The organism is Burkholderia sp. BCC0322 (assembly GCF_902833045.1).
Taxonomy (GTDB): Bacteria; Pseudomonadota; Gammaproteobacteria; order Burkholderiales; family Burkholderiaceae; genus Burkholderia.
In genome coordinates this window covers 596,723-616,359 of sequence record NZ_CADFDU010000004.1, presented here as the reverse complement: position 1 = coordinate 616,359, position 19,637 = coordinate 596,723, and the positions used below count along the sequence as shown (strand labels likewise).

Annotated in this window: 9 protein-coding genes; all 9 read left to right on the top strand. The window is 71.0% G+C overall.

Annotated features, from left to right (window positions below):
• Positions 1-46 precede the first annotated feature (46 nt).
• A complete protein-coding gene (locus HWX39_RS15975) occupies positions 47-988 on the top strand; it encodes an AraC family transcriptional regulator (protein ID WP_175953178.1) in 942 nt (313 codons plus the stop codon).
• Between the two features lie 123 nt (positions 989-1,111).
• The gene (locus tag HWX39_RS15970) at positions 1,112-5,509 is read left to right on the top strand and encodes a non-ribosomal peptide synthetase (RefSeq protein ID WP_175968962.1); all 4,398 of its coding nucleotides are present in this window, start codon (positions 1,112-1,114) and stop codon (positions 5,507-5,509) included.
• Positions 5,506-10,980, top strand: a complete 5,475-nt coding sequence (locus HWX39_RS15965) for a non-ribosomal peptide synthetase (RefSeq protein WP_175968961.1) — start codon at positions 5,506-5,508, stop codon at positions 10,978-10,980. Before HWX39_RS15970 ends, HWX39_RS15965 begins: the two co-directional genes overlap by 4 nt.
• On the top strand, positions 10,977-12,029 hold the full coding sequence (locus HWX39_RS15960) for a Gfo/Idh/MocA family oxidoreductase (protein WP_175968960.1): 1,053 nt from the start codon (positions 10,977-10,979) through the stop codon (positions 12,027-12,029). Before HWX39_RS15965 ends, HWX39_RS15960 begins: the two co-directional genes overlap by 4 nt.
• On the top strand, positions 12,026-13,747 hold the full coding sequence (locus HWX39_RS15955) for an ABC transporter ATP-binding protein (RefSeq protein WP_175968959.1): 1,722 nt from the start codon (positions 12,026-12,028) through the stop codon (positions 13,745-13,747). The genes HWX39_RS15960 and HWX39_RS15955 overlap by 4 nt, the downstream gene beginning before the upstream one ends.
• A complete protein-coding gene (locus tag HWX39_RS15950; protein ID WP_175968998.1) occupies positions 13,747-15,522 on the top strand; it encodes an ABC transporter ATP-binding protein in 1,776 nt (591 codons plus the stop codon). The genes HWX39_RS15955 and HWX39_RS15950 overlap by 1 nt, the downstream gene beginning before the upstream one ends.
• Positions 15,523-15,734: 212 nt before the next feature.
• Positions 15,735-17,861, top strand: coding sequence for a TonB-dependent siderophore receptor (locus tag HWX39_RS15945; RefSeq protein ID WP_175968997.1), 2,127 nt, complete (start codon positions 15,735-15,737; stop codon positions 17,859-17,861).
• Entirely contained in the window at positions 17,861-18,124 is a 264-nt protein-coding gene (locus tag HWX39_RS15940; RefSeq protein ID WP_175968958.1) for a hypothetical protein, read from the top strand. The genes HWX39_RS15945 and HWX39_RS15940 overlap by 1 nt, the downstream gene beginning before the upstream one ends.
• Before the next feature lies 1 nt (position 18,125).
• The gene (locus HWX39_RS15935) at positions 18,126-19,637 is read left to right on the top strand and encodes a PepSY-associated TM helix domain-containing protein (RefSeq protein WP_175968957.1); all 1,512 of its coding nucleotides are present in this window, start codon (positions 18,126-18,128) and stop codon (positions 19,635-19,637) included.

Genomic DNA, 19,637 nt, shown 5'->3' with positions numbered 1-19,637 from the left:
CCGGCGCGCGCCGGGCCGCGCGTGCCGCCTAACCAACGGACCTCCGATGAGCTCGACCTCCTTCGCATCGTCACGACGTCACCCGCCGGTGCTCGTGCCCGGCAATCATCCGGGCGTGGTGCACATCGACGCGGGCATGAAACTCATGAGCGGCACGCTGTGCTCGGACAGCCGCGACTGGTACGAGGAGCCGCTCGAAAAAGGGCTGAAGCTCGTGCTCGTGCAGAGCGGCCAGTTGCGCTGCCGTGTGCCGGGCCAGCCCGAGCAATGCATCAAGGGGCCGGGGCTGTGCGTGATCGCCAACGATGGCGAATTCACGACGCACCAGATCTACGACCGCGACACGCCGCTGCGCTACACGATCGTGCAGCTCGGCCTCGACGCGCTCGACCGCAACCTGAGCCTGTTGCCGGAGAAGATGCTCGCGCCGGCGGGCGGCGATCCGCGCATCGTCAGCTGCCCGGCGTCGAAGGCGCTGCAGGCGCTCGCGGTGCAGATCGCGACCTGCCCGTTCGAGGGGGCGGTGCGCGAGTACTTCCTGAAGGCCAAGGCGTTCGAGCTGACCGCGCTGAGCGCGCAACTGCTGGCGACGCAGCGGCAGTTCGCGCCGGCCGACGTGCGCGTCACGTCGTCGGATGTCGAGCGCGTGTATGCGGCGAGCGACATCCTGACGCGCGAGCTCCAGCAGCCGCCGACGCTCGACGCGCTCGCGGGCCGGGTGGGGATGAATTCGCGCAAGCTGACGGCCGGCTTCCGCAAGGTGTTCGGCACGAGCGTGTATGCGTACCTGCAGGAATACCGGCTGCGGACCGCGCACGCGATGCTGTGCGCGGAGGACGCGAACGTGTCGACCGTGGCGTATCGCGTGGGCTACAGCCCCGCGCATTTCTCGATCGCGTTCCGCAAGCGCTACGGCATTTCGCCGAGCGATATTCGTGCGTCTTCGAACGCGATCGACGACGTCGGGACGGCGCGCGCGGCAATCTAAAACAACTGACCGGCAGCCTAAAGCAATCGACCGGGCTCATGGGAGTGAATGAGATAGATTCTCATTCACGGGTGGCCGCCGCCGCGCGGATCCGCCATCGAACGACCCATACAAGGCGTGCCCATGAGCCAGACCGCTGTCGATTCCAGCATCGATCATTCCGATCCTTCCCGTTTTTCTCCCATAGCCTTTCGCTCGCAGCTCGTCGCGATGATCGCCGAGCTGCTCGACGAACCCGTCGACGAAATCGCGTCGCTCGACGATGACGAGGACCTGCTGAGCTGCGGCCTCGATTCGATCCGGCTGATGTATCTGCAGACGCGCGTGAATCGCCTCGGTTACGCGCTGACGTTCGATGCGCTCGCGCGCACGCCGACGCTCGGCGCGTGGGCCGAGCTGCTCGCGAATGCGCCGCGCGTCGCGCCCGCGATGCCCGACGTCGGGGCGGCCGAGGCTGCCGAGGTCGACGTGCATGCGCCGTTCGACTTGTCCGCGGTCCAGCAGGCGTACTGGCTTGGCCGCAGTGACGAAGAAGTGCTCGGCGGCGTGAGCTGTCACGCGTTCCTCGAGTTTCGCAGCCGCGCGATCGATCCCGTTCGTCTCGATGCGGCGTGCCAACTTGTGCGTGCGCGCCATCCGATGCTGCGCGCGCGCTTCAGCGGTGGCCGCCAGCAGATCGTCGCGGCGCCGGACGCGCCGGTGTTCGCGCATGCGGACTGGCGCGACAAGATGGCCGCCGATGCGCAAGCCGAATGGGAGTCGCTTCGCGCGCGCCGGTCGCACGAATGTCTCGACGTCGAGCACGCGCAGGTCTTCATGATGGGGCTCGTGCAGATGCCCGGCGGCGAGGATCGCGTGTGGCTGAGCGTCGACCTGCTCGCGGCCGACGTGGACAGCGTGCGGCTGCTGATGCAGGAGATCGGCGCCGCGTATGCCGAGCCATCGGCGTTGCCCGATGCGCCGTCGACGTGGTTCCCGGCCTGGCTCGCGCGTCGCGCGGCCGATACGCGCGAAGCGCGGGCCGCGGCGCGCGATGCCTGGCATGCGCGGCTTGCCGCGTTGCCCGAAGGGCCGGCATTGCCGCTTGCCTGTGCGCCGGAAACGATCCGTGCGCCGCGTTTCAGCCGCGTCGCGCATACGCTGAGCACGGCCGAACTCGCGCGCCTGCAGGCGCGGGCCGCGCAGCATGGCGTCACGCTGTCGTCGGTGTTCGGCGCGGCGTTCGCCGCGGTGCTCGCGCGCTGGAGCGGCCGGCAGGCGTTCCTGCTCAACGTACCGCTGTTCGACCGGCACGGCGATGCGCCCGACCTCGGCCGCGTGATCGCCGATTTCACGACGCTGCTGCTCGTCGAATGCGACATGCGCGCCGACGCGAGCGCGGCCGACACGGTGCGCGCGCTCCAGCAGCGACTGCACGGCGCGATCGCACAGGCAGCCTATCCGGCGCTCGAAGTGCTGCGCGATGCGCGCCGGCAGGGCGCGCCGCGCGCAGCGCCCGTCGTGTTCTCGTGCAATCTCGGCGACGCGCCGTTCGTGCCCGACGCGTTCGCGCGCGTGTTCGGCGATCTGCACGACATGATTTCGCAGACGCCGCAGGTATGGCTCGACCATCAGCTCTATCGCGTGCCCGATGGCGCGCTGCTCGCGTGGGACAGCGTCGACGGCCTGTTTCCCGACGGCATGATCGATGCGATGTTCGGCGCGTATGTCGCGCTCGTGCAGGCGCTGTGCGATCGCGACTGGCGGCTGCCGATCGCAGTCGAGCTGCCGTCCGCGCAGCGGCGCGTGCGCGATGCGCTCAACGCAGTGCCTGCATCCGCGCGGCCGCGCACGCTGCATGCGGACTTCTTCGCATCGGCCGCGCGCGAGCCGGAGGCCGTCGCATTGCGCTGCGGCGAGCAGGTGGTGACGCGCGGCGAACTGGCTGCGCAGGCGCTGGCGATCGCGGGTGGCCTGCGGGCGGCCGGCATCGGTCGCGGCGATGCCGTCGAGATCAGTCTGCCGCGCGGGCCCGCACAGGTGGCCGCGGTGTTCGGCGTGCTGGCCGCCGGCGCGTGCTACGTGCCGCTCGATATCGCTCAGCCACCCGCGCGCAAGGCGCTGATCGAGCGTGCGGCCGGTGTCAAGGCCGCGATCGGCGACGCGACGCTCGCCGATGCGCCGCTGCCGCATTTCGGCATCGCGGCGCTGATGCGGCACGAACCGCTGGCCGCGCCGCTCGCGGTGGCGCCGCAGGCCACCGCTTACGTGATCTACACGTCCGGCTCGACGGGCGTGCCGAAGGGTGTCGAGATGACGCACGCCGCGGCGCTCAACACGATCGATGCGATCGATGCCCTGCTCGGCGTGCATGCGCAAGACCGGTTGCTCGCGGTCTCGGCGCTCGATTTCGACCTGTCGGTGTACGACCTGTTCGGCGTGCTCGGCGCGGGCGCCGAGCTGGTACTGCCGACCCAGGATGACGCGCGCGACGCGGTGCGCTGGATCGAGCTGATCGCGCAGCATCGCGTGACGCTGTGGAATTCGGCGCCCGCGCTGCTGGAAATGGTGCTGGCGGTGCCCGCTGCGGCCGACGCGTGCCGCAGCGTGCGCGCGGCGCTGCTGTCGGGCGACTGGATCGCGCTCGACCTGCCGGCGCGTCTGCGCGAACGGTGCGGCGACGCCTGCGCTTTCCATGCGCTCGGCGGTGCGACCGAGGCCGGCATCTGGTCGAACGTGCAGACGGTGCGCGACGTGCCGCCGCACTGGCGTTCGATTCCGTATGGCCGGCCGTTGCCGGGGCAGGCCTATCGTGTCGTCGACGCCGATGGCCGCGATGTGCCGGATTATGTGCCGGGCGAACTGCTGATTGGCGGCGACAGCCTCGCGCGCGGCTACCGGAATGATCCCGAGCTGACCGCGCAGCGTTTCGTGCAGCAGGCGTCGGGCCGTTGGTATCGCACGGGCGACCGTGGCCGCTACTGGCCCGACGGCACGCTCGAATTCCTGGGGCGCGAGGATCGCCAGGTGAAGGTGCGCGGGCACCGGATCGAACTGGGCGAGATCGAGGCGGCGCTGGCCGCGCATCCGCTGATCGACGGTGCGTGCGCAAGCGTCGTTGGCGGCGAAGCCGCGCGTATCGCGGCTGCGTTCGTGCCGGCCGATCGCGCAGCGGATGCCACGCCGTCGTCGCCCGCGCTCGTGGAAGCGGACCTGGCCGATACCGTGCACGCGGAAGTAGCCGTCGCGCGCGCGGTCGCCGATCGGCTGGTCGACGGCGATACGGGCTGGCCGCCGTCGCTGCGCGCGCATGGGCATGCAAAGGATGACGTAGCGATTTCGATCGACGGCGCGCTCGATCTGCTCGGCTGGCATGCCGCCGATCTCGACGACCTGACCGGCTCGCTGCGCGTGCTCGCCGCCGACCCTGAAGGCGCCGCGCGGCGTGTGCCGCTCGATCCGCGGATCGCGCCGCTCGCGTTCGCGGCGCGCCTGCCGGATGGCGCACGCGCGCTGCGCCAGTTTGGCGATGCGCTGCAGGCCCTGGCCGCCGCGCACACCGAACCGGTGCGGGTCGCGGTGCTCGACGCGCGTGCCGGGCAATGGTTCGATGCGGGGCTCGGCGTGCTTGACGATCCGCGCTTCGACGTGACGCTGTTCGACGCGTCGCCAGGCCTGCTGCACAACGCGCAGGCGTACTTCGTACACACGACGCCGACGCTGCAGGCGATGCAGGACGGCCTGCTGCCCGCGCGCCATCTCGGCCGGTTCGATTGCGTGATCAGCTTCGCGGCGGCCCACCTGCGTGACGATCCGCGCGACACGTTCCGGATCGCAGCGGCGTTGCTGGCGCAGCATGGCCACTTGCTGCTCGCCGACGTGCTGCGCGATTCGCCGCTGCGTGAGCTCGTCGCGGGGGTGACGGGCGATGCGTCGCTGCCGCGGCCGTTCGCGCACGATGCGCTGGCGTCGGCGGCGCACGCGTGCGGCTTTGCGCTGGACGATTCCCGGAGTTGGCGCTCGACTGCCTTTGCGTGCATCGACGCACGCCGTGTCGGCGAGGCGGCTCCGCAAGCGGCGCTGGCCGACTGGTTGCGCGACCGGCTGCCCGACGCGATGCGTCCCGATGCGCTGTGGTGCATCGCGCGCTGGCCGCTCAACGCGAACGGCAAGATCGATCGACGGGCGGTAGGCGACGCGCTTGCGCGAGCGCTCGGCGATGCGCCGGCCGCCCACGATGCGTTCGTGCCGGCCGACGAACGGCAGGCGACGCTGCTCGCGTGTTGGGAGCACGCGCTTGGCCGCCCGGCGAACGCGCGCGACGCGACGTTCTTCGCGCTCGGCGGCGACAGCCTGCTCGCGACGCGCCTGCTCGCGCAGCTGCGCGAGCGGCTCGGCGTGCGGGTCGGGATGGCTGCGTTCTACCGGCAGCCGACGCTCGCGGGTCTCGCCGCGCAGCTTGACGAGGCAGCATCGGCGGTGCCTGCGTCGAAGGCCGAGGGCGGCACACCGGTCGCCGCGATCGAGGAGGGCGTGCTGTGAGCTTCGATGACGTGCTCGATCTTTGCCGCGAACGCCAGATCGAACTATGGTGCGACGACGGCGGCCAGTTGCGCTATCGCGCGCCGGCCGGCGCACTCGATGCGGAGCTGGCCGCGCGCATCAAGGCCGAACGCGACGCGTTCGTCCGCTTCCTGCAGGACGGCGCGTGGCGCAGCGATCCGGCGCGCCGGCACGAGCGGTTCGCGCTGACGCCGGTGCAGGCCGCGTACGTGCTCGGCCGGCACGAATCGTTCGAGTTCGGCGGCAATGCGTGCCATCTGTACGTCGAATACGGCGAGCCCGCGAATCTCGACTGCGTGCGCTTCGAGGCGGCGTGGAATGCGTGCGTCGTGCGGCATCCGATGCTGCGCGCGATCGTCGAGGACAACGCATGGCAGCGCGTGCTGCCCGACGTGCCGTGGCAGCCGCTCACGGTGCACGACCTGCGCGATGCCGATGCGAACGCATTCGACGCGCATGTAGGCAGCGTGCGCGGGCGCCTCGACCATGCGGTGCACGCGCTCGATCGCTGGCCGGTGCTGCAGCCGGAAGTGAGCCTCGGGCCGGATGGCGCGGTGCTGCACCTGTCCGTCGATTTCACGCTGATCGATTACGCGAGCCTGCAATTGCTGCTCGCCGAATGGCGGCGCCGTTACGACGATCCGCAATGGCAGCCCGCGCCGCTCGACGCGACGTTCCGTGACTATGTCGTCAATCAAGCCCATGCCGGCACGCGCGCCGATCAGGCGCGCGACAAGGCGTGGTGGCTGGCGCGCATCGACGATCTGCCGGCGCGCCCCGATCTGCCGGTGGTGCCTGCGAGGCGTGCCGACGCGCGGCCGCGTTTCACGCACCGGCATGCGCGGCTCGATCGTGCGCAATGGGGCGCGCTGAGCGGCCACGCGAGCCGCTTCGGGCTGAGCGCGGCAAGTGTCGCGCTGGCCGCGTTCGCCGAGGTCGTCGGCCGCTGGAGCCAGTCGCCCGCGTTCTGCCTGAACCTGACGGTGCTGAACCGTCCGCCCGTGCATCCGCGCATCGACGCGGTGCTCGGCGATTTCACCGCACTGAGCCTGCTCGCGGTCGATGCGACGCAAGGGCGCGATTTCGTCGAGCGCGCCCGCACGATCGGCGCGCGGATGTTCGACGATCTCGACCATCGCGCGTTTACCGGCGTCGACGTGATGCGCGAACTCGCGCGGCGGCGCGGCAAGGATGCGGCGCTGATGCCGGTGGTGTTCACGAGCGGCATCGGCAGTGTGGGCCGCCTGCTCGGCGAGCACCCGTCTCGCGCCGAGCCGCCGCGCTACATGATCAGTCAGACGCCGCAGGTCTGGCTCGACTGCCAGGTGACCGACCAGTTCGGCGGACTGGAAATCGGCTGGGACGTGCGCGACGAACTGTTTCCGGACGGAATGCCCGCGGCGATGTTCGATGCGTATGTCGCGCTGCTGGGCCGGCTCGCCGCCGATGCCGAATGGTGGTCGCGCGCGGGCGACATCGTGCTGCCGTGCGACGCACCCGTTGCCGATGTCCACCCGGATGCGGATACGCATATCGCGGCCGGCTTCGCCGCGCAGGCGTTGCGTACGCCCGATGCGCCGGTGGTGATCGATGCGCAGGGCGCGCGCACGTATCGCGACGTCGCGCAACACGCTGCGGCGCTGCGATCCGCGCTCGAACAGGCCGGCGCCGGCCCGGGCGACACCGTTGCCGTGCTGATGCCGAAGTGTGCGAACCAGCTCGCGGCCGTGCTCGGGATCGTCCAGGCGGGGGCCGCGTACGTACCGGTCGACTGCCGCCAGCCGGCGCTGCGGCAACAGGCGATCCTGCGCAATGCCCGGGTGCGTGCGGTCGTCAGCGTGCAGGCGCTCGACTTCGAACATGATGGTTGCGTGCGCATCGATATCGATGCGTTGCCGGCCGATCCGCAATGGCCGCCGCGCGCTGCGTGCGATATCGACGGCGACGCGCTCGCGTATGTGATCTATACGTCGGGTTCCACCGGCGAGCCGAAGGGCGTGATGCTGAGCCACGCGGCCGTGTGCAACACGCTTGCCGACATCAGCGCGCGCCATCGAGTCGGCGACGGCGACGTGGTGCTCGGCCTTGCCGAACTGAGCTTCGACCTGTCCGTCTACGACTTCTTCGGCGCGACCGCGCGCGGCGCGTGCGTCGTGCTGCCCGATCCGGCGCGCGGCAACGATCCGTCGCACTGGGCCGAGCTGATCGTGCGCCATCGCGTGACGCTGTGGAACTCGGTGCCCGCGCAAGGGCAGATGCTGATCGACTACCTCGACGGCGAACCGGCGCTCGACGTGCCCGGCCCGCGCCGCGTGCTGTGGTCGGGCGACTGGATTCCGGTGACGCTGCCCACGCGCTGGTGGCGGCGCTGGCCCGACAGCGCGCTGTTCAGCCTGGGTGGCGCGACCGAGGCATCGATCTGGTCGATCGAGCATCCGATTTGTCCGGCGGACACGCAGCTTGCCAGCATTCCATACGGCCGCGCGCTGACCGGGCAGACGATGGAAGTGCTCGACGCACTCGGCCGGCCGTGCCCGCCCGGCGTGCGCGGCGAGATTCATATCGGCGGTGTGGGGCTTGCCACGGGTTACGCGAACGATCCCGTGCGAACGGCCGAACGCTTCATTCTTCATCGCGACGGGCGCAGGCTTTATCGCACCGGCGATCTTGGCCGCGTGCGCGCTGACGGTTCGCTCGAATTCCTTGGGCGGCAGGACGATCAGGTGAAGATCCGCGGTTATCGGATCGAGCTGGCCGAGATCGATGCGGCGCTGACCGCGCATCCGCTCGTCGGCGCGGCCGCGACGATCGTGCTCGGCGAAGGCGCGGAGCGCAGGCTCGCGAGCTTCGCGTCGCTGCACGGTGCCGAGCCGTCGACGTTGGCGCACGACGACGCGCTGCACGAGATCGCGAAGCACGTGCGCACGGCGTTCGACACCGCGCGCTGGCCCGCGCATGCGGACGTGGCGCGGTCGGTCGCCCAGCTCGAGGCGGCCTGCGTTGCGTCGCTGGCCGCGTGGATCGTGCCGGCGGGGGCGCTGACCGAGGATGCCGCGACGGATTTTGCGACGTTGTGCGAACGGTTGCGCGTGCCGGCGGCGCGGCAGCATCTGCTGCGCCACTGGCTCGCGATGCTCGACAGGCACGGCGTGCTGCATGCGGATGCCGAAGCAGGCGGCTGGCGTCTGCGGCCCGATGCCGGCCTCGCCGATGCGCACGCATGCTGGGACGCGTTTGCGAAGGAGGCGTCGCCCGATCTGTGGCCCGCCGTCCTCGTCGACTACTTCCGCGACAGCGCGGGATGCATCGACGTGCAGGTGGACGGCAGCGTGTCGCCTGCCGGCCTGATGTTCCCGGAAGGCGCATCGCATATCGCCGATGCGATGTACAGCGACGGCGAACATGCGCACGCACTGCACAACGGGATGGCACAGGCCGTCCGCGCGATCGTCGCATGCGAGCCGCAGCGGCCATGGCGAATCCTCGAGATCGGCGCGGGAACGGCTGCGGCGACGCGGACGATCGTCGACGCGCTCGCGCCGCTGGTCGAAGCGGGCGCACGGATCGACTACCTGTTCAGCGACGTGTCGAGCTATTTCCTCGCGGCGGCGCGCGAGCGCTTCGCCGCGTATCCGTGGATGCGGTTCGAGCGATTCGACATGAATGCGCCGCTCGACGCGCAGGGCATCGCGCCGCACTCGATCGACGTGATGATCAGCTCCGGCGCGCTGAACAACGCGCGCGACACGGTCGCGCTGGTCGCCGGGCTGCGTGCGTTGTCGGCGGCCGATGCGTGGTGGGTGATTCAGGAACTGACGACCGAGCATCCGGAGATCAGCGTCAGCCAGGGGCTGATGATGGAAACGCCGAGCGACGCGCGCGCCGAGTCGGCGCGGTTGTTCGTGCCGCGTGCGCAGTGGCTCGAATGGTTGCAGTCGGATGGGGGCGATCGTGCGCTGGGTTGCGTGGCACCCGGCACGCCGCTCGACGTGCTCGGTTACGACATCCTGCTCGCGCACGTGAAGCGCGGCGCGGCGCGCATCGCGCCGGATGCGCTGCTGGCGTTCGTCGCCGAGCGCGTGCCGGGCTACATGGTGCCGTCGCAATTGCGTGTGCTCGACCGTCTGCCCGTGACCGCGAACGGCAAGATCGACCGCCGTACGCTGGCCGGCATCGCCGACATCCGCGAGCCGGAGCCGGCGGCCGCTCGACCGGCCTGCGCGCAGACTGCCGCCGATCCGCTGCTGGCGCGGCTGATCGGCTTGTGGGAAGCCGTGCTCGATACGCGCGACGTCACGCCGGATCAGGACTTCTTCGCCGCGGGCGGCGATTCGCTGCTGATCGCGCAGCTCGTGTCGAGGCTGCGTGGCGAGGAACCGCTTGCGCAAGCGCATCCGTTCGACCGGCTGCTGCGCTGGGTGCTCGCGCAACCGACGCCGGCTGCGTTCGCGCAATGCCTGCGCGATGCGGGCGAGCGGCAGGCGGGCGCATCGTCACCGGCCGTCCCGCGCACGACTCGCGCATCGGCGGTGATCCACGCGCCTGCGCCCCGCGTGCGCGCCGGCGTACGCCCGATTCCGCTGGCGCCGGGCGACGGCGTGCCGCGCGTCATCGTGCACGAAGGGCTCGGCACCGTGCATGCGTATCGTCCGGTCATGCCGGCGCTCGCGCGGCTCGGCCCGGTGCTCGGCTTCGCGGTGCGCGACGCGCAGGACTATCTCGATGTGCCGGCGCGCCACCTGAACGCGACGCTCGGCCGGCGTTATGCCGATGCGTTGTGGCGCACCGGCGTGCGCGAGGTCGACGTGCTCGGCTACTGCTCGGGCGGGCTGGTCGCGCTCGAAATGGCGAAGTCGCTGGTGCAGCTTGGCGTTGAAGTGCGCACGCTCGACATCGTGTCGAGCTACCGGATTCCGTACCTGATCGAAGACGAGCGGCTCGTGCTGTTCAACTTCGCGGCGACGCTCGGGCTGCCGCTCGACGCGCTCGGGTTTCCGGAAACGTATGTGCTGGCCGACGCGCTTGCCGACGCATTGAAGGCCGACCCCGCGCGTCTCGCGCCCGGCAGCCTGCAGGCGCAGCTGGAGATTTTCGGCGATCGCTGCGAGCCGCTCGATGCATTGCGCCGCCGCGTGCTGCGCGCGGCCGCCGGATTGTCGATGCAGGACGAGCTCGCGCATCCGCTGCTCGACGAACGCGAACGGCTGTACCGGCTCTTCATGCATTCGGTGCAGGCGAGCCACTGGGCCGGCGACGCGCCCTACGTGGGTGCGCTGCGGCTGTTCGTGCCGGAGCGCTGCAACCCGCTGATTCCGCAGCAGCGCGCGGCGCTCACCGAATACTGGACGGCGCAGGCGCTCGGCGGCATCACGCCCGTCGATATTCCCGGCGGTCATTTCGACTGCCTGAACGGCGCGTTCGTCGACACCCGCCTGAAGGAGGCGCAATGAAGGTCCATCTGCTGCCGGTCGTCGTGGCCGGCTCCCGCTTCGGCCAGTTTTATGCGGCGGGCATCGCCGCGTCCGATGCGTATTGCGTCGCGGGCATCCTGGGGCAAGGCAGTGCGCGCACCGCCGCGCTGGCCGCGCGCGTCGGCGCGCCTGTATTCGACCGTCCGGAAGCGCTGCCCGACGACGTGCGCGTGGCGTGCGTCGCGGTCGGTGGCGCGGCGCGCGGCGCCGACGGGGCCGCGCTCGCGTGCCGGCTCCTCGAACGCGGGATCGATGTCGTGATCGAGCATCCGCTGCTGCCGGACGAATGGGATCGCGTGCTGCGCACCGCGTCGCGTCATGGCCGCCGCTGCCTGCTCAACAGCTTCTATCCGAACCTGCCGGTTGTCTCCCGCTTCATCGCCGTCGCGCGGCGGCTGCGCGAGACGAGTGCGCCGGTGCATGCGGATGTCGTGTGTTCGGTGCAGGCCAGTTTCGCGGCGCTCGACGTGCTCGCGGCCGCGCTGCAGGGCGTGGGCCCGTGGTCGGTCGAACCGATCGGGCCGGCCCTGTCGTCGATGCGCGAATGCGCGATGGTGCTGGCCGAAACGCCGGTCTCGCTGCGCGTGCACAACGAGATGGCGGCGGCCGACGACGGCCGGATGAGCATGCTGTTCGGCATCACGCTGACGACGGATGCCGGCACGTGGACGCTCGCGTCGCCGCATGGCCCGCTGTGGTGGGCGCCGGCGCTGCGCGAACCGGAGATCGACGAACACGGGCTGTTCCCGATCTTCGGCGACGCGGCGGGCAGCGACATGCCGAGCATCCAGATTTGCGACGATGCGCGCGACACGTGGGGCGCGATTCATACGCGCGGCTGGCCGCAGGCGGCCGTGCGCGCGGTCGATCGGCTCGTGTCGGGCGAAGGGCTGCAGGCGTGCAACCAGCGCTGCATCGACGTGACGCGCGTCTGGCAGCAACTGACGATGCAGCTCGGTTTTCCGGAGCCGCCGCCGGGCGACGCGTGCGCGGCCACGCTCGGCATGCTGCTGGAGCGTGCCGCATGAAGGGGCCGTTGCTGTCGATGTTGCGGCCGTTCGCGGTGCCGCTCGTGGCGGCGGTCGTGCTGCAGGCGCTGGCGGGTGTCGCATCGCTCGTGCCGTGGCTCGCGCTCGGCCGGGTCGCCGACGCGTGGCGTGCGGCGGCGCAGCTCGACGCATCGGCGCGCGGCTGGCTCGTCGCGGCCGTGGTGGCCGGCGTGGGCTGGCTGGGCGGGCAGACGGTCGCGCTGCACCTGACGCACCGTGTCGACGCCGATCTCGCCGATCGCTTGCGCAGGCGCCTCGCCGATCATCTGCAACGCTTGCCGCTCGGCTGGTTCGCCCGTGTGGGCAGCGATCGCGTCGCGCGTCACGTCGACCAGGACGTGCGTGCGCTGCACCAGCTCGTCGCGCATGCGCCGGCCGACGTCACGCAGCTGATCGTCGTGCCGTGCGCGGCGCTCGCGTGCCTGCTTTACCTGAATCCCGCGCTGCTCGCGTTCGCGCTCGTGCCGCTCGTCGTGGGTGTCGCACTGTTTCGCTGGATGCGCTCGGCGCGGTTCGCACCGGCCGTCGCGGCGCGCAACGCGGCGCTCGAAGGGCTGATGGGCGACTACGCACAGCTCGCGCAGAACCCGGCGCTCGTGCGGCAGTACCCGGGCGCCGGCATCGAAGCGGCCGCGCTGGAGTCGACCGGGCGCTTCGAACAGGCGTTTTCGGCGTGGGTCGGCCGTGTCGGCGGGCCCGGTGCATGCACGCAGGTGCTGCTCGGCACGCCGTTCCTGCTCGCGTGGGTCATGCTCGGCGCGATGGGGCTGACGGCAGGCCGCTTGCCGGTCGGTGAACTGTGCGCGTTCGCGCTGCTGATCTGGGCGGTCGCCGCGCCGGTGCGCGCGCTCGGCCACGGCGCCGACGCATTGCGCGAAGCGCGAGCGGCCGCTGCACGCCTTGATGCGTTGCTCGCCCAGCCGGGCCTGCCCGAGCCGGCCGATGGCACCGCACAGGTGCCGCGCGACGCGTCGATCGAGCTGCGCGGTGTGCGTGTCGACATCGACGGTACGTCGATCCTGCGCGGCATCGATGCGACGATCGCGGCAGGCACGACCACCGCGATCGTCGGGCCGTCGGGCGCGGGCAAGAGCACGCTGCTGATGCTGCTCGCCCGTTTCATGGATCCGGACCACGGCACGGTGGGGCTCGGCGGCGCCGACCTGCGGCTGCTCGCGTCGGATACGCGGCGCGAACAGGTGGCGATGGTGTTCCAGCAGGCCGCCGCGCTCGACGTGTCGATCGCCGCGAACATTGCGCTTTACCGGCCGGATGCCGATCGCGACGCGATTTGCGCGGCCGCGCGCGCGGCCTGCCTCGACGAACGCATCGACGCGTTGCCGGGCGGCTACGATTGCGTGTGCGGGCGCGACGTGCGGCTGTCCGGCGGCGAACTGCAGCGCCTTGCGATCGCGCGCGCGTGGTTGTCGCCGGCGCCGTTGCTGCTGCTCGACGAACCGGCCTCGGCGCTCGATCCGCAAACCGGGCGTGCGTTGCGCAATGCGCTGCGCGGCGACGCGCGCACGCGCGTGATCGTCAGCCATGATCTCGACGCGATCCGGCATGCGGACCAGATTCTCGTGATGGATCGCGGCCGCATCGTCGAGCGCGGCACGCATGCGGCGCTGCTGGCCTCGGGCGGGTTGTATGCGCGGCTATGGCGCGAACGCGGTGCCGCTGGCGGGGAGGCCGCATGATGACGAAGACGCTCAAACGTTTGCAGTGCCTGCCCTCCGAAACCCGCCGCGCGCTGTGGCGCGGGGTCGGCTGGGCGGTGGCCGCCGCGTTGCTCGACGGCGCCTGCGGGTTGCTGCTCGTGCCGTTGATCCGCGCATGGTTCGCCGGCGTGCCTGCGGCCGTGCTGCACTGGACGATCGCGCTCGGCGCGCTGACCCTGTGCCACGCCTTCGTGCTGTACGTCGCGCAGCGCGGCGGCTATCGCGCGGGCGGCGCGCTCGCGGCCGGTCTCGTCGAACGCCTCGTGCGGCACCTGCCGCGCATCGCGTCGTGGCAGACGGTGCGCGACAGTCATCCGGCCGGGCTGCTGCGCGGGCCGGTCATGCAGGCGATGGGGATGCCGGCGCACCTGCTCGGGCCGCTGATCGGCGCGGTCGTGACGCCGCTCGCGGTCGTCGCGGGGCTCGTGTGGATCGACTGGCGCATCGCGCTGTGCCTCGCGGCAGCCGCCGTGTTGTTGTTCGCGCTGCTCGAACGCGGCGGGACGCGGACGCTCGCTTTCGAACAGGCCCGCGCGTCCGGCGATCGCGAGATGGCCGTGCAGCTTCAGACCTTTGCCGCGCATCAGGGGCTGTTGCGCTTCGCGGGCCGGGAAGGTGACGCGCGCGCGGCGCTGCAGCACGCGTTCGACGAGCAGCATCGCCGCACCCGTGCACTGATGCGACGCTCGCTGCCGATCGAGCTCGGTTTCGCGGGCGCGGTGCAGGGCGTGTTCGTCGCGATGCTGGTGGGCGGCGCGTGGGCCGTCTCGACCGGCCGGCTCGATGCCGCGACGGCCGTGGCGGTGCTCGTGCTGCTCGTTCGCTTCATCGAGCCGCTCGCGCAGCTCACCCAGCTCGACCAGGCGCTGCGCGGCGGCTGGCGCGCGCTCGACACCGTGCTCGCGGTACTGCATGCGCCGCGTTTCGACAGCCCGGAGCGCGGTACGCCGGTACACGATGCGAGCGTCGACGCGGTGCGCGTCGGCTACCGGTCGGCCAGCGGCGCAACGCTGCTCGACGGCGTCGACCTGCATTGCCCGGCGGGCGGCTTCGTCGCGATCGTCGGCCCGACGGGCGCCGGCAAGAGCACGCTGCTGGGCCTGCTTGCACGGCTCGACGATCCGGGTGCCGGGCGCGTGCTGCTCGGCCGCTCCGATGTGCGGCACCTGAGCGAGGCGACGCTCGCCGCGACGCGCAACCTCGTGTTCCAGGACAACGGGCTGTTCCGCGGCAGCCTCGCGTGGAATGTGCGGATGGGCCGCCCGGATGCGACCGACGCCGAACTGCGCGCCGCGCTCGACGCGGTCGGCCTGCTGCGCGACGCCGAGCGCTTGCCGGGCGGGCTCGAGTCCGACGTGGGGCCGGGCGGCCAGTTGCTGTCGGGCGGGCAGCGCCAGCGTGCGTGCCTCGCGCGCGCGCTGCTGGCGCGTGCGCCGGTGCTGATGTTCGACGAGCCGACCGCGAGCCTCGACGAACTGAGTGCGCGGCGCGTACGCGACAGCCTCGTCGCGCTGCGCGGGCAGCGCACGCGCATCGTCGTCACGCACCAGCCGGCGCTCGCGGCCGCCGCCGACACGATCGTCGTGCTCGACGCGGGCCGGGTGCGGGCGACCGGCACGCACGCGCAACTGGTCGAGACCGATACCTGGTACGCGACGTTCGCCCGCGCCGGACGGCCGCCCGACAAGCCATCGGCCGCCGAAGCGGACGCGGACGTGGACGCGCAAGCGCGGCCGGCCGAATCCGAACACTGACGTGAACAATGCGATCCGGCATGCCCGGGATCGATAGGAAAAGCCCCTCGATCGAAAAAGCGCCCGCCGGTTCTATTTGATAATGAGAATGATTATCAAATACGGGGGCGTGAATGCGGTACGAGGTGCTGGAACCTGGGAGATCAAGGACGAAGGGTGCGCGCGTTGCCCGTTTGGGGCGAGGGCGCTGGCGTTCGTCGCTGTATCTGGGCCTGCTGATCGCCGCGCATCCGGCGGCGGCGTTCGCGGATGCGGCGCCGGCGGCCGGCGCGGAAGTCCGGAAGGAGGAAACGACCGCCGTGAAGCCCGCCGCGGGCGAGCTGAAGGCGATTTCGGTGAACGCGTCGCGCGGCGTGGCCGACGATCCGTCGGTCGCGACGGTCGGCAAGATGCCGCTTGCGCTGAGGGAGATTCCGCAGTCGGTCAGCGTGACGACGCGCGAGCGGATCGACCAGCAGAACCTGTACTCGCTCGACGAAGTGATGCAGCAGTCGGCGGGCGTGACGGTGCAGCCTTACGTGCTGCTCACCACCGCGTATTTCGTGCGCGGCTTCAAGGTCGATTCGTTCGAATTCGACGGCGTGCCGGTGGTGATCGGCGACATGGCGAGCGCGCCGCAGGACATCTCCGTGTACGAGCGCGTGGAAATCCTGCGCGGCGCGAACGGCCTGCTGCACGGCTCGGGCAACCCGGCCGCGACGGTCAACCTCGTGCGCAAGCGGCCGCAGTACCAGTTTTCCGCGAACGCGAGCGTGAGCGTCGGCAGCTGGGACCGCTATCGCGCGGAAGCGGACATCGGCGGGCCGCTCAATGCGGCCGGCACCGTGCGCAGCCGGCTCGTCGCCGCGTACGAGGATCGCCATTTCTTCTACGACCACGCCAAGCAGGACACGCGGTCGATCTACGGCATCACGGAAGTCGACGTGACGCGCGACACGCTGCTCACGTTCGGCGCGCAATACCAGACGACCCGATCGGTGCCCGACATGTCCGGCGTGCCGATGGCGCGCGACGGGTCGAGCCTCGGCCTGTCGCGCTCGACGTTCCTCGACACCGCGTGGGGCCACTTCGACTGGGACACGACGCGCGCGTTCGCATCGGTCGAGCAGAAGCTCGGCGCCGGCTGGAAGGCGAAGGTCAGCGGCGAATACCAGAGCGTGCGCTCGGACCTGAAATACGCGGGCTCGTACGGCGCGATCAACCCGGCGACCGGCGCGGGCGGCGCGCTGACGGGCGGCGCGTACCAGTTCAGCAGCTACAGCCGCAGCCTCGATGCGAACGTGCAGGGCCCGGTGCACGCGTTCGGGCTCACGCACGACCTGTTGTTCGGCATGACCTACGCGAACAGCAGCAGCGGGCAGATGTCGGCGCAACTCCTGGGCAACGTGGTCGGCACGCCGGTGAACGTGTACCGCTGGAACCCGAGCAGCGTGCCCGAGCCGGACGTTGGCCCGTACCAGCAGTCGCAGCAGAACGACATTTCGCAGAAGGGCGTGTACGGGCTCGGCCGCATCAAGCTCGCCGAACCCGTCACGCTCGTGCTCGGCGGCCGCGTGAGCTGGTGGAACCAGGACAGCCTCGGCGCGCACTACAACACCGGCCACCAGTTCACGCCGTACGGCGGGCTGATCTGGGATTTCGCGCGCGACTGGTCGTGGTACGCAAGCTATGCGGAAGTGTTCCAGCCGCAAACCAAGTCGATGTGGGGCGGCGGCATCCTGACGCCGGTGAAGGGGCGCACCTACGAGACGGGCGTGAAGGGCGAACTGGCGGGCGGCAAGCTCAACGTGTCGCTCGCGGCGTTCCGCATCGATCTCGACAACAACCCGCAGGTCGATCTCGCGCATCCGTGCGCGGGGCCGAACTGCTACTACGTGAACGGCGGCAGCGTGCGCAGCCAGGGCTTCGAGTTCGAGGCGAACGGCCGCATCACGCCGTGGTGGAGCGTGTGGGCGAGCTACACGTACGACACGATGCGCTATGCGGACAACCTCGCGAACGCGGGCTCGTCGTTCGCGCCGCTGCTGAACCCGCGCCACCTGTTCCGGCTGTGGACCAACTACGACCTGCCGTGGCAGGAGCGGCGCTGGAGCATCGGCGGCGGCTTGCAGGTGCAGAGCAATTACTCGGCGCAGGCGAACGGCGTCACGATGAGCCAGGGCGGCTACGCGCTCGCGAGCGTGCGGCTCGGCTACCGCTACGACAAGCACTGGAGCGCGGCGGTCAACGTCAACAACCTGTTCGACCGCAAGTACTACCTGAGCCTGAGCAACCCGGGCTGGAACAACCGTTACGGGGAACCGCGCAACGTGATGCTGACCGTGCGCGGGCAGTTCTGATGGCGGGCGGCTGGGGTACGCGGGCGGCGCTCGCGATCGGCGGCGTGCTGCCGGGCTCGGTCGCGCTGGCGGTCACGCTGGCCCGTCATTACCCGGCCGACGGATTGAACCGGCTCTACGCGGCCGTGCTGCTGTCGCTTGCCACGGGCGTCGCCGCGCTGCTGTGGGTGCTTGTCGCGCCCGGGCAGCGGCAGGCTGCGTGGCGTGCGGGGGCATGGCTCGCGGTGCTCGTGCCCTGCGCGATGCTCTGGGGAGGGCGCTGACATGGATGCTTCGTCGCGTTCGCGCTGGCGCGCGCTGCACCGCGGCGCCGGTGCGCTGTTCGGCGTGGTGCTGTTCGTCGTGCTGTTCAGCGGTACCTGGAGTCTCGCGACCGATTCGATGCAGGGCTGGTGGCGGCCAGCGTCGATCGCCGTCGCGCGGCCCTTGCTGCCGCTCGATGCGCTCGTCGCGCGTGCCGCGGCGCTCGGCGTTTCGTTGCGCGATGCGCACATTGTGCTGCCGCAACCGGACGATCCGGCGATCCGCTTCTGCGACGCGCGCCAGGCGTGCACGCTGGCGCTCGACCCGGCGACGGGCGAGCGGGTGGCCGACGGCGCACGCGCGGCGTTGCTCGTCACGCTGCACAAGACGCTGTTCGCGGGCTTTCTCGGGCGCATCTTCGTGAGCCTGTGGGGCATCGTGCTGCTCGTGCTCATCGTTGCGGGCCTGGTCGTGCATCACCGGCGCTGGCCTGACGCGGCGCGTATCCGGCGCGGTAAAGGGCTGCGCGCCGCGCTGTTCGACCTGCACGCGTGGATCGGCCTGTGGGGCTCCCCGTGGCTCGTGTTGTTCGCGTTCACGGGCGCGTTGTCGGGGCTCGGCGCGCTCGGCACGGTATCGCTCGCGGGCGTCGCTTATCCGGGGCAGCCGCAGCGCGTGTTCGCCGAACTGCTCGGCGGGCCGCCGCCCGCCGCGGCCGGCGATGCGTGGCAACGCCCGCCCGATCTCGATGCGCTGCTGCGGCGCGACGCGGCGCGCATCGCGGATTTCCGACCCGAAGCGGTCGTGCTGCATGGCTGGGGCGACGCGAACGCGCGCGTCGAGATTGCCGGTACGACCGCCGGCCTGCCGAGTACGGCGGTGTTCGAGCGTCACCTGTATCGCGCGGCGGACGGGCAATGGCTCGCGGATGCCACGTCGCGCGGCCGCGGCTTCTGGCTGCGTACGTTCATCGCGGTGCAGCCGCTGCATTTCGCGCAATACGGCTGGGTGGGGGCGATGGGCGGCGTGCTGCGCGTCGTGCATTTCCTGATGGGGCTCGCCGCGTGCGCGCTGTGCGCGACGGGGCTGCATCTGTGGATCGAGCGGCGGCGGGCGCAGCAGGATCGCGCCGCGAACGGGCTGGCCGCGATCGCCGTCGGCACATGCGGCGGGCTCGTGCTCGCGGGCGGCGTGCTGCTGTTCGCGGGGCGCGCGTTACCCGATGGCGTGCACGTCGACCATGTGCTCGCGATGCTGTTCTGGGCCGTGTGGGGCGGCGCGGTCGTGCTTGCGGCCGGTGTGGCCGATCGCGCGGCATGGCTGCGCAGGCTGATGCGTGCGGCCGGCGCCGCGTACGGGCTGGCCGGCGTGACGCACTGCGCGATCGCACTGCTCGGCACGGGCGAACCCGTGTACTGGCCGATCGACGCAGCACTCGTCGCGTTCGGCGCATTGCTGTTGCGTGCCGCGCGTCGTCCGCGCCGCGACGCGATACGTGCCGCGCGCGTGCCGGCCGGCGTCGAACCTTTTTAA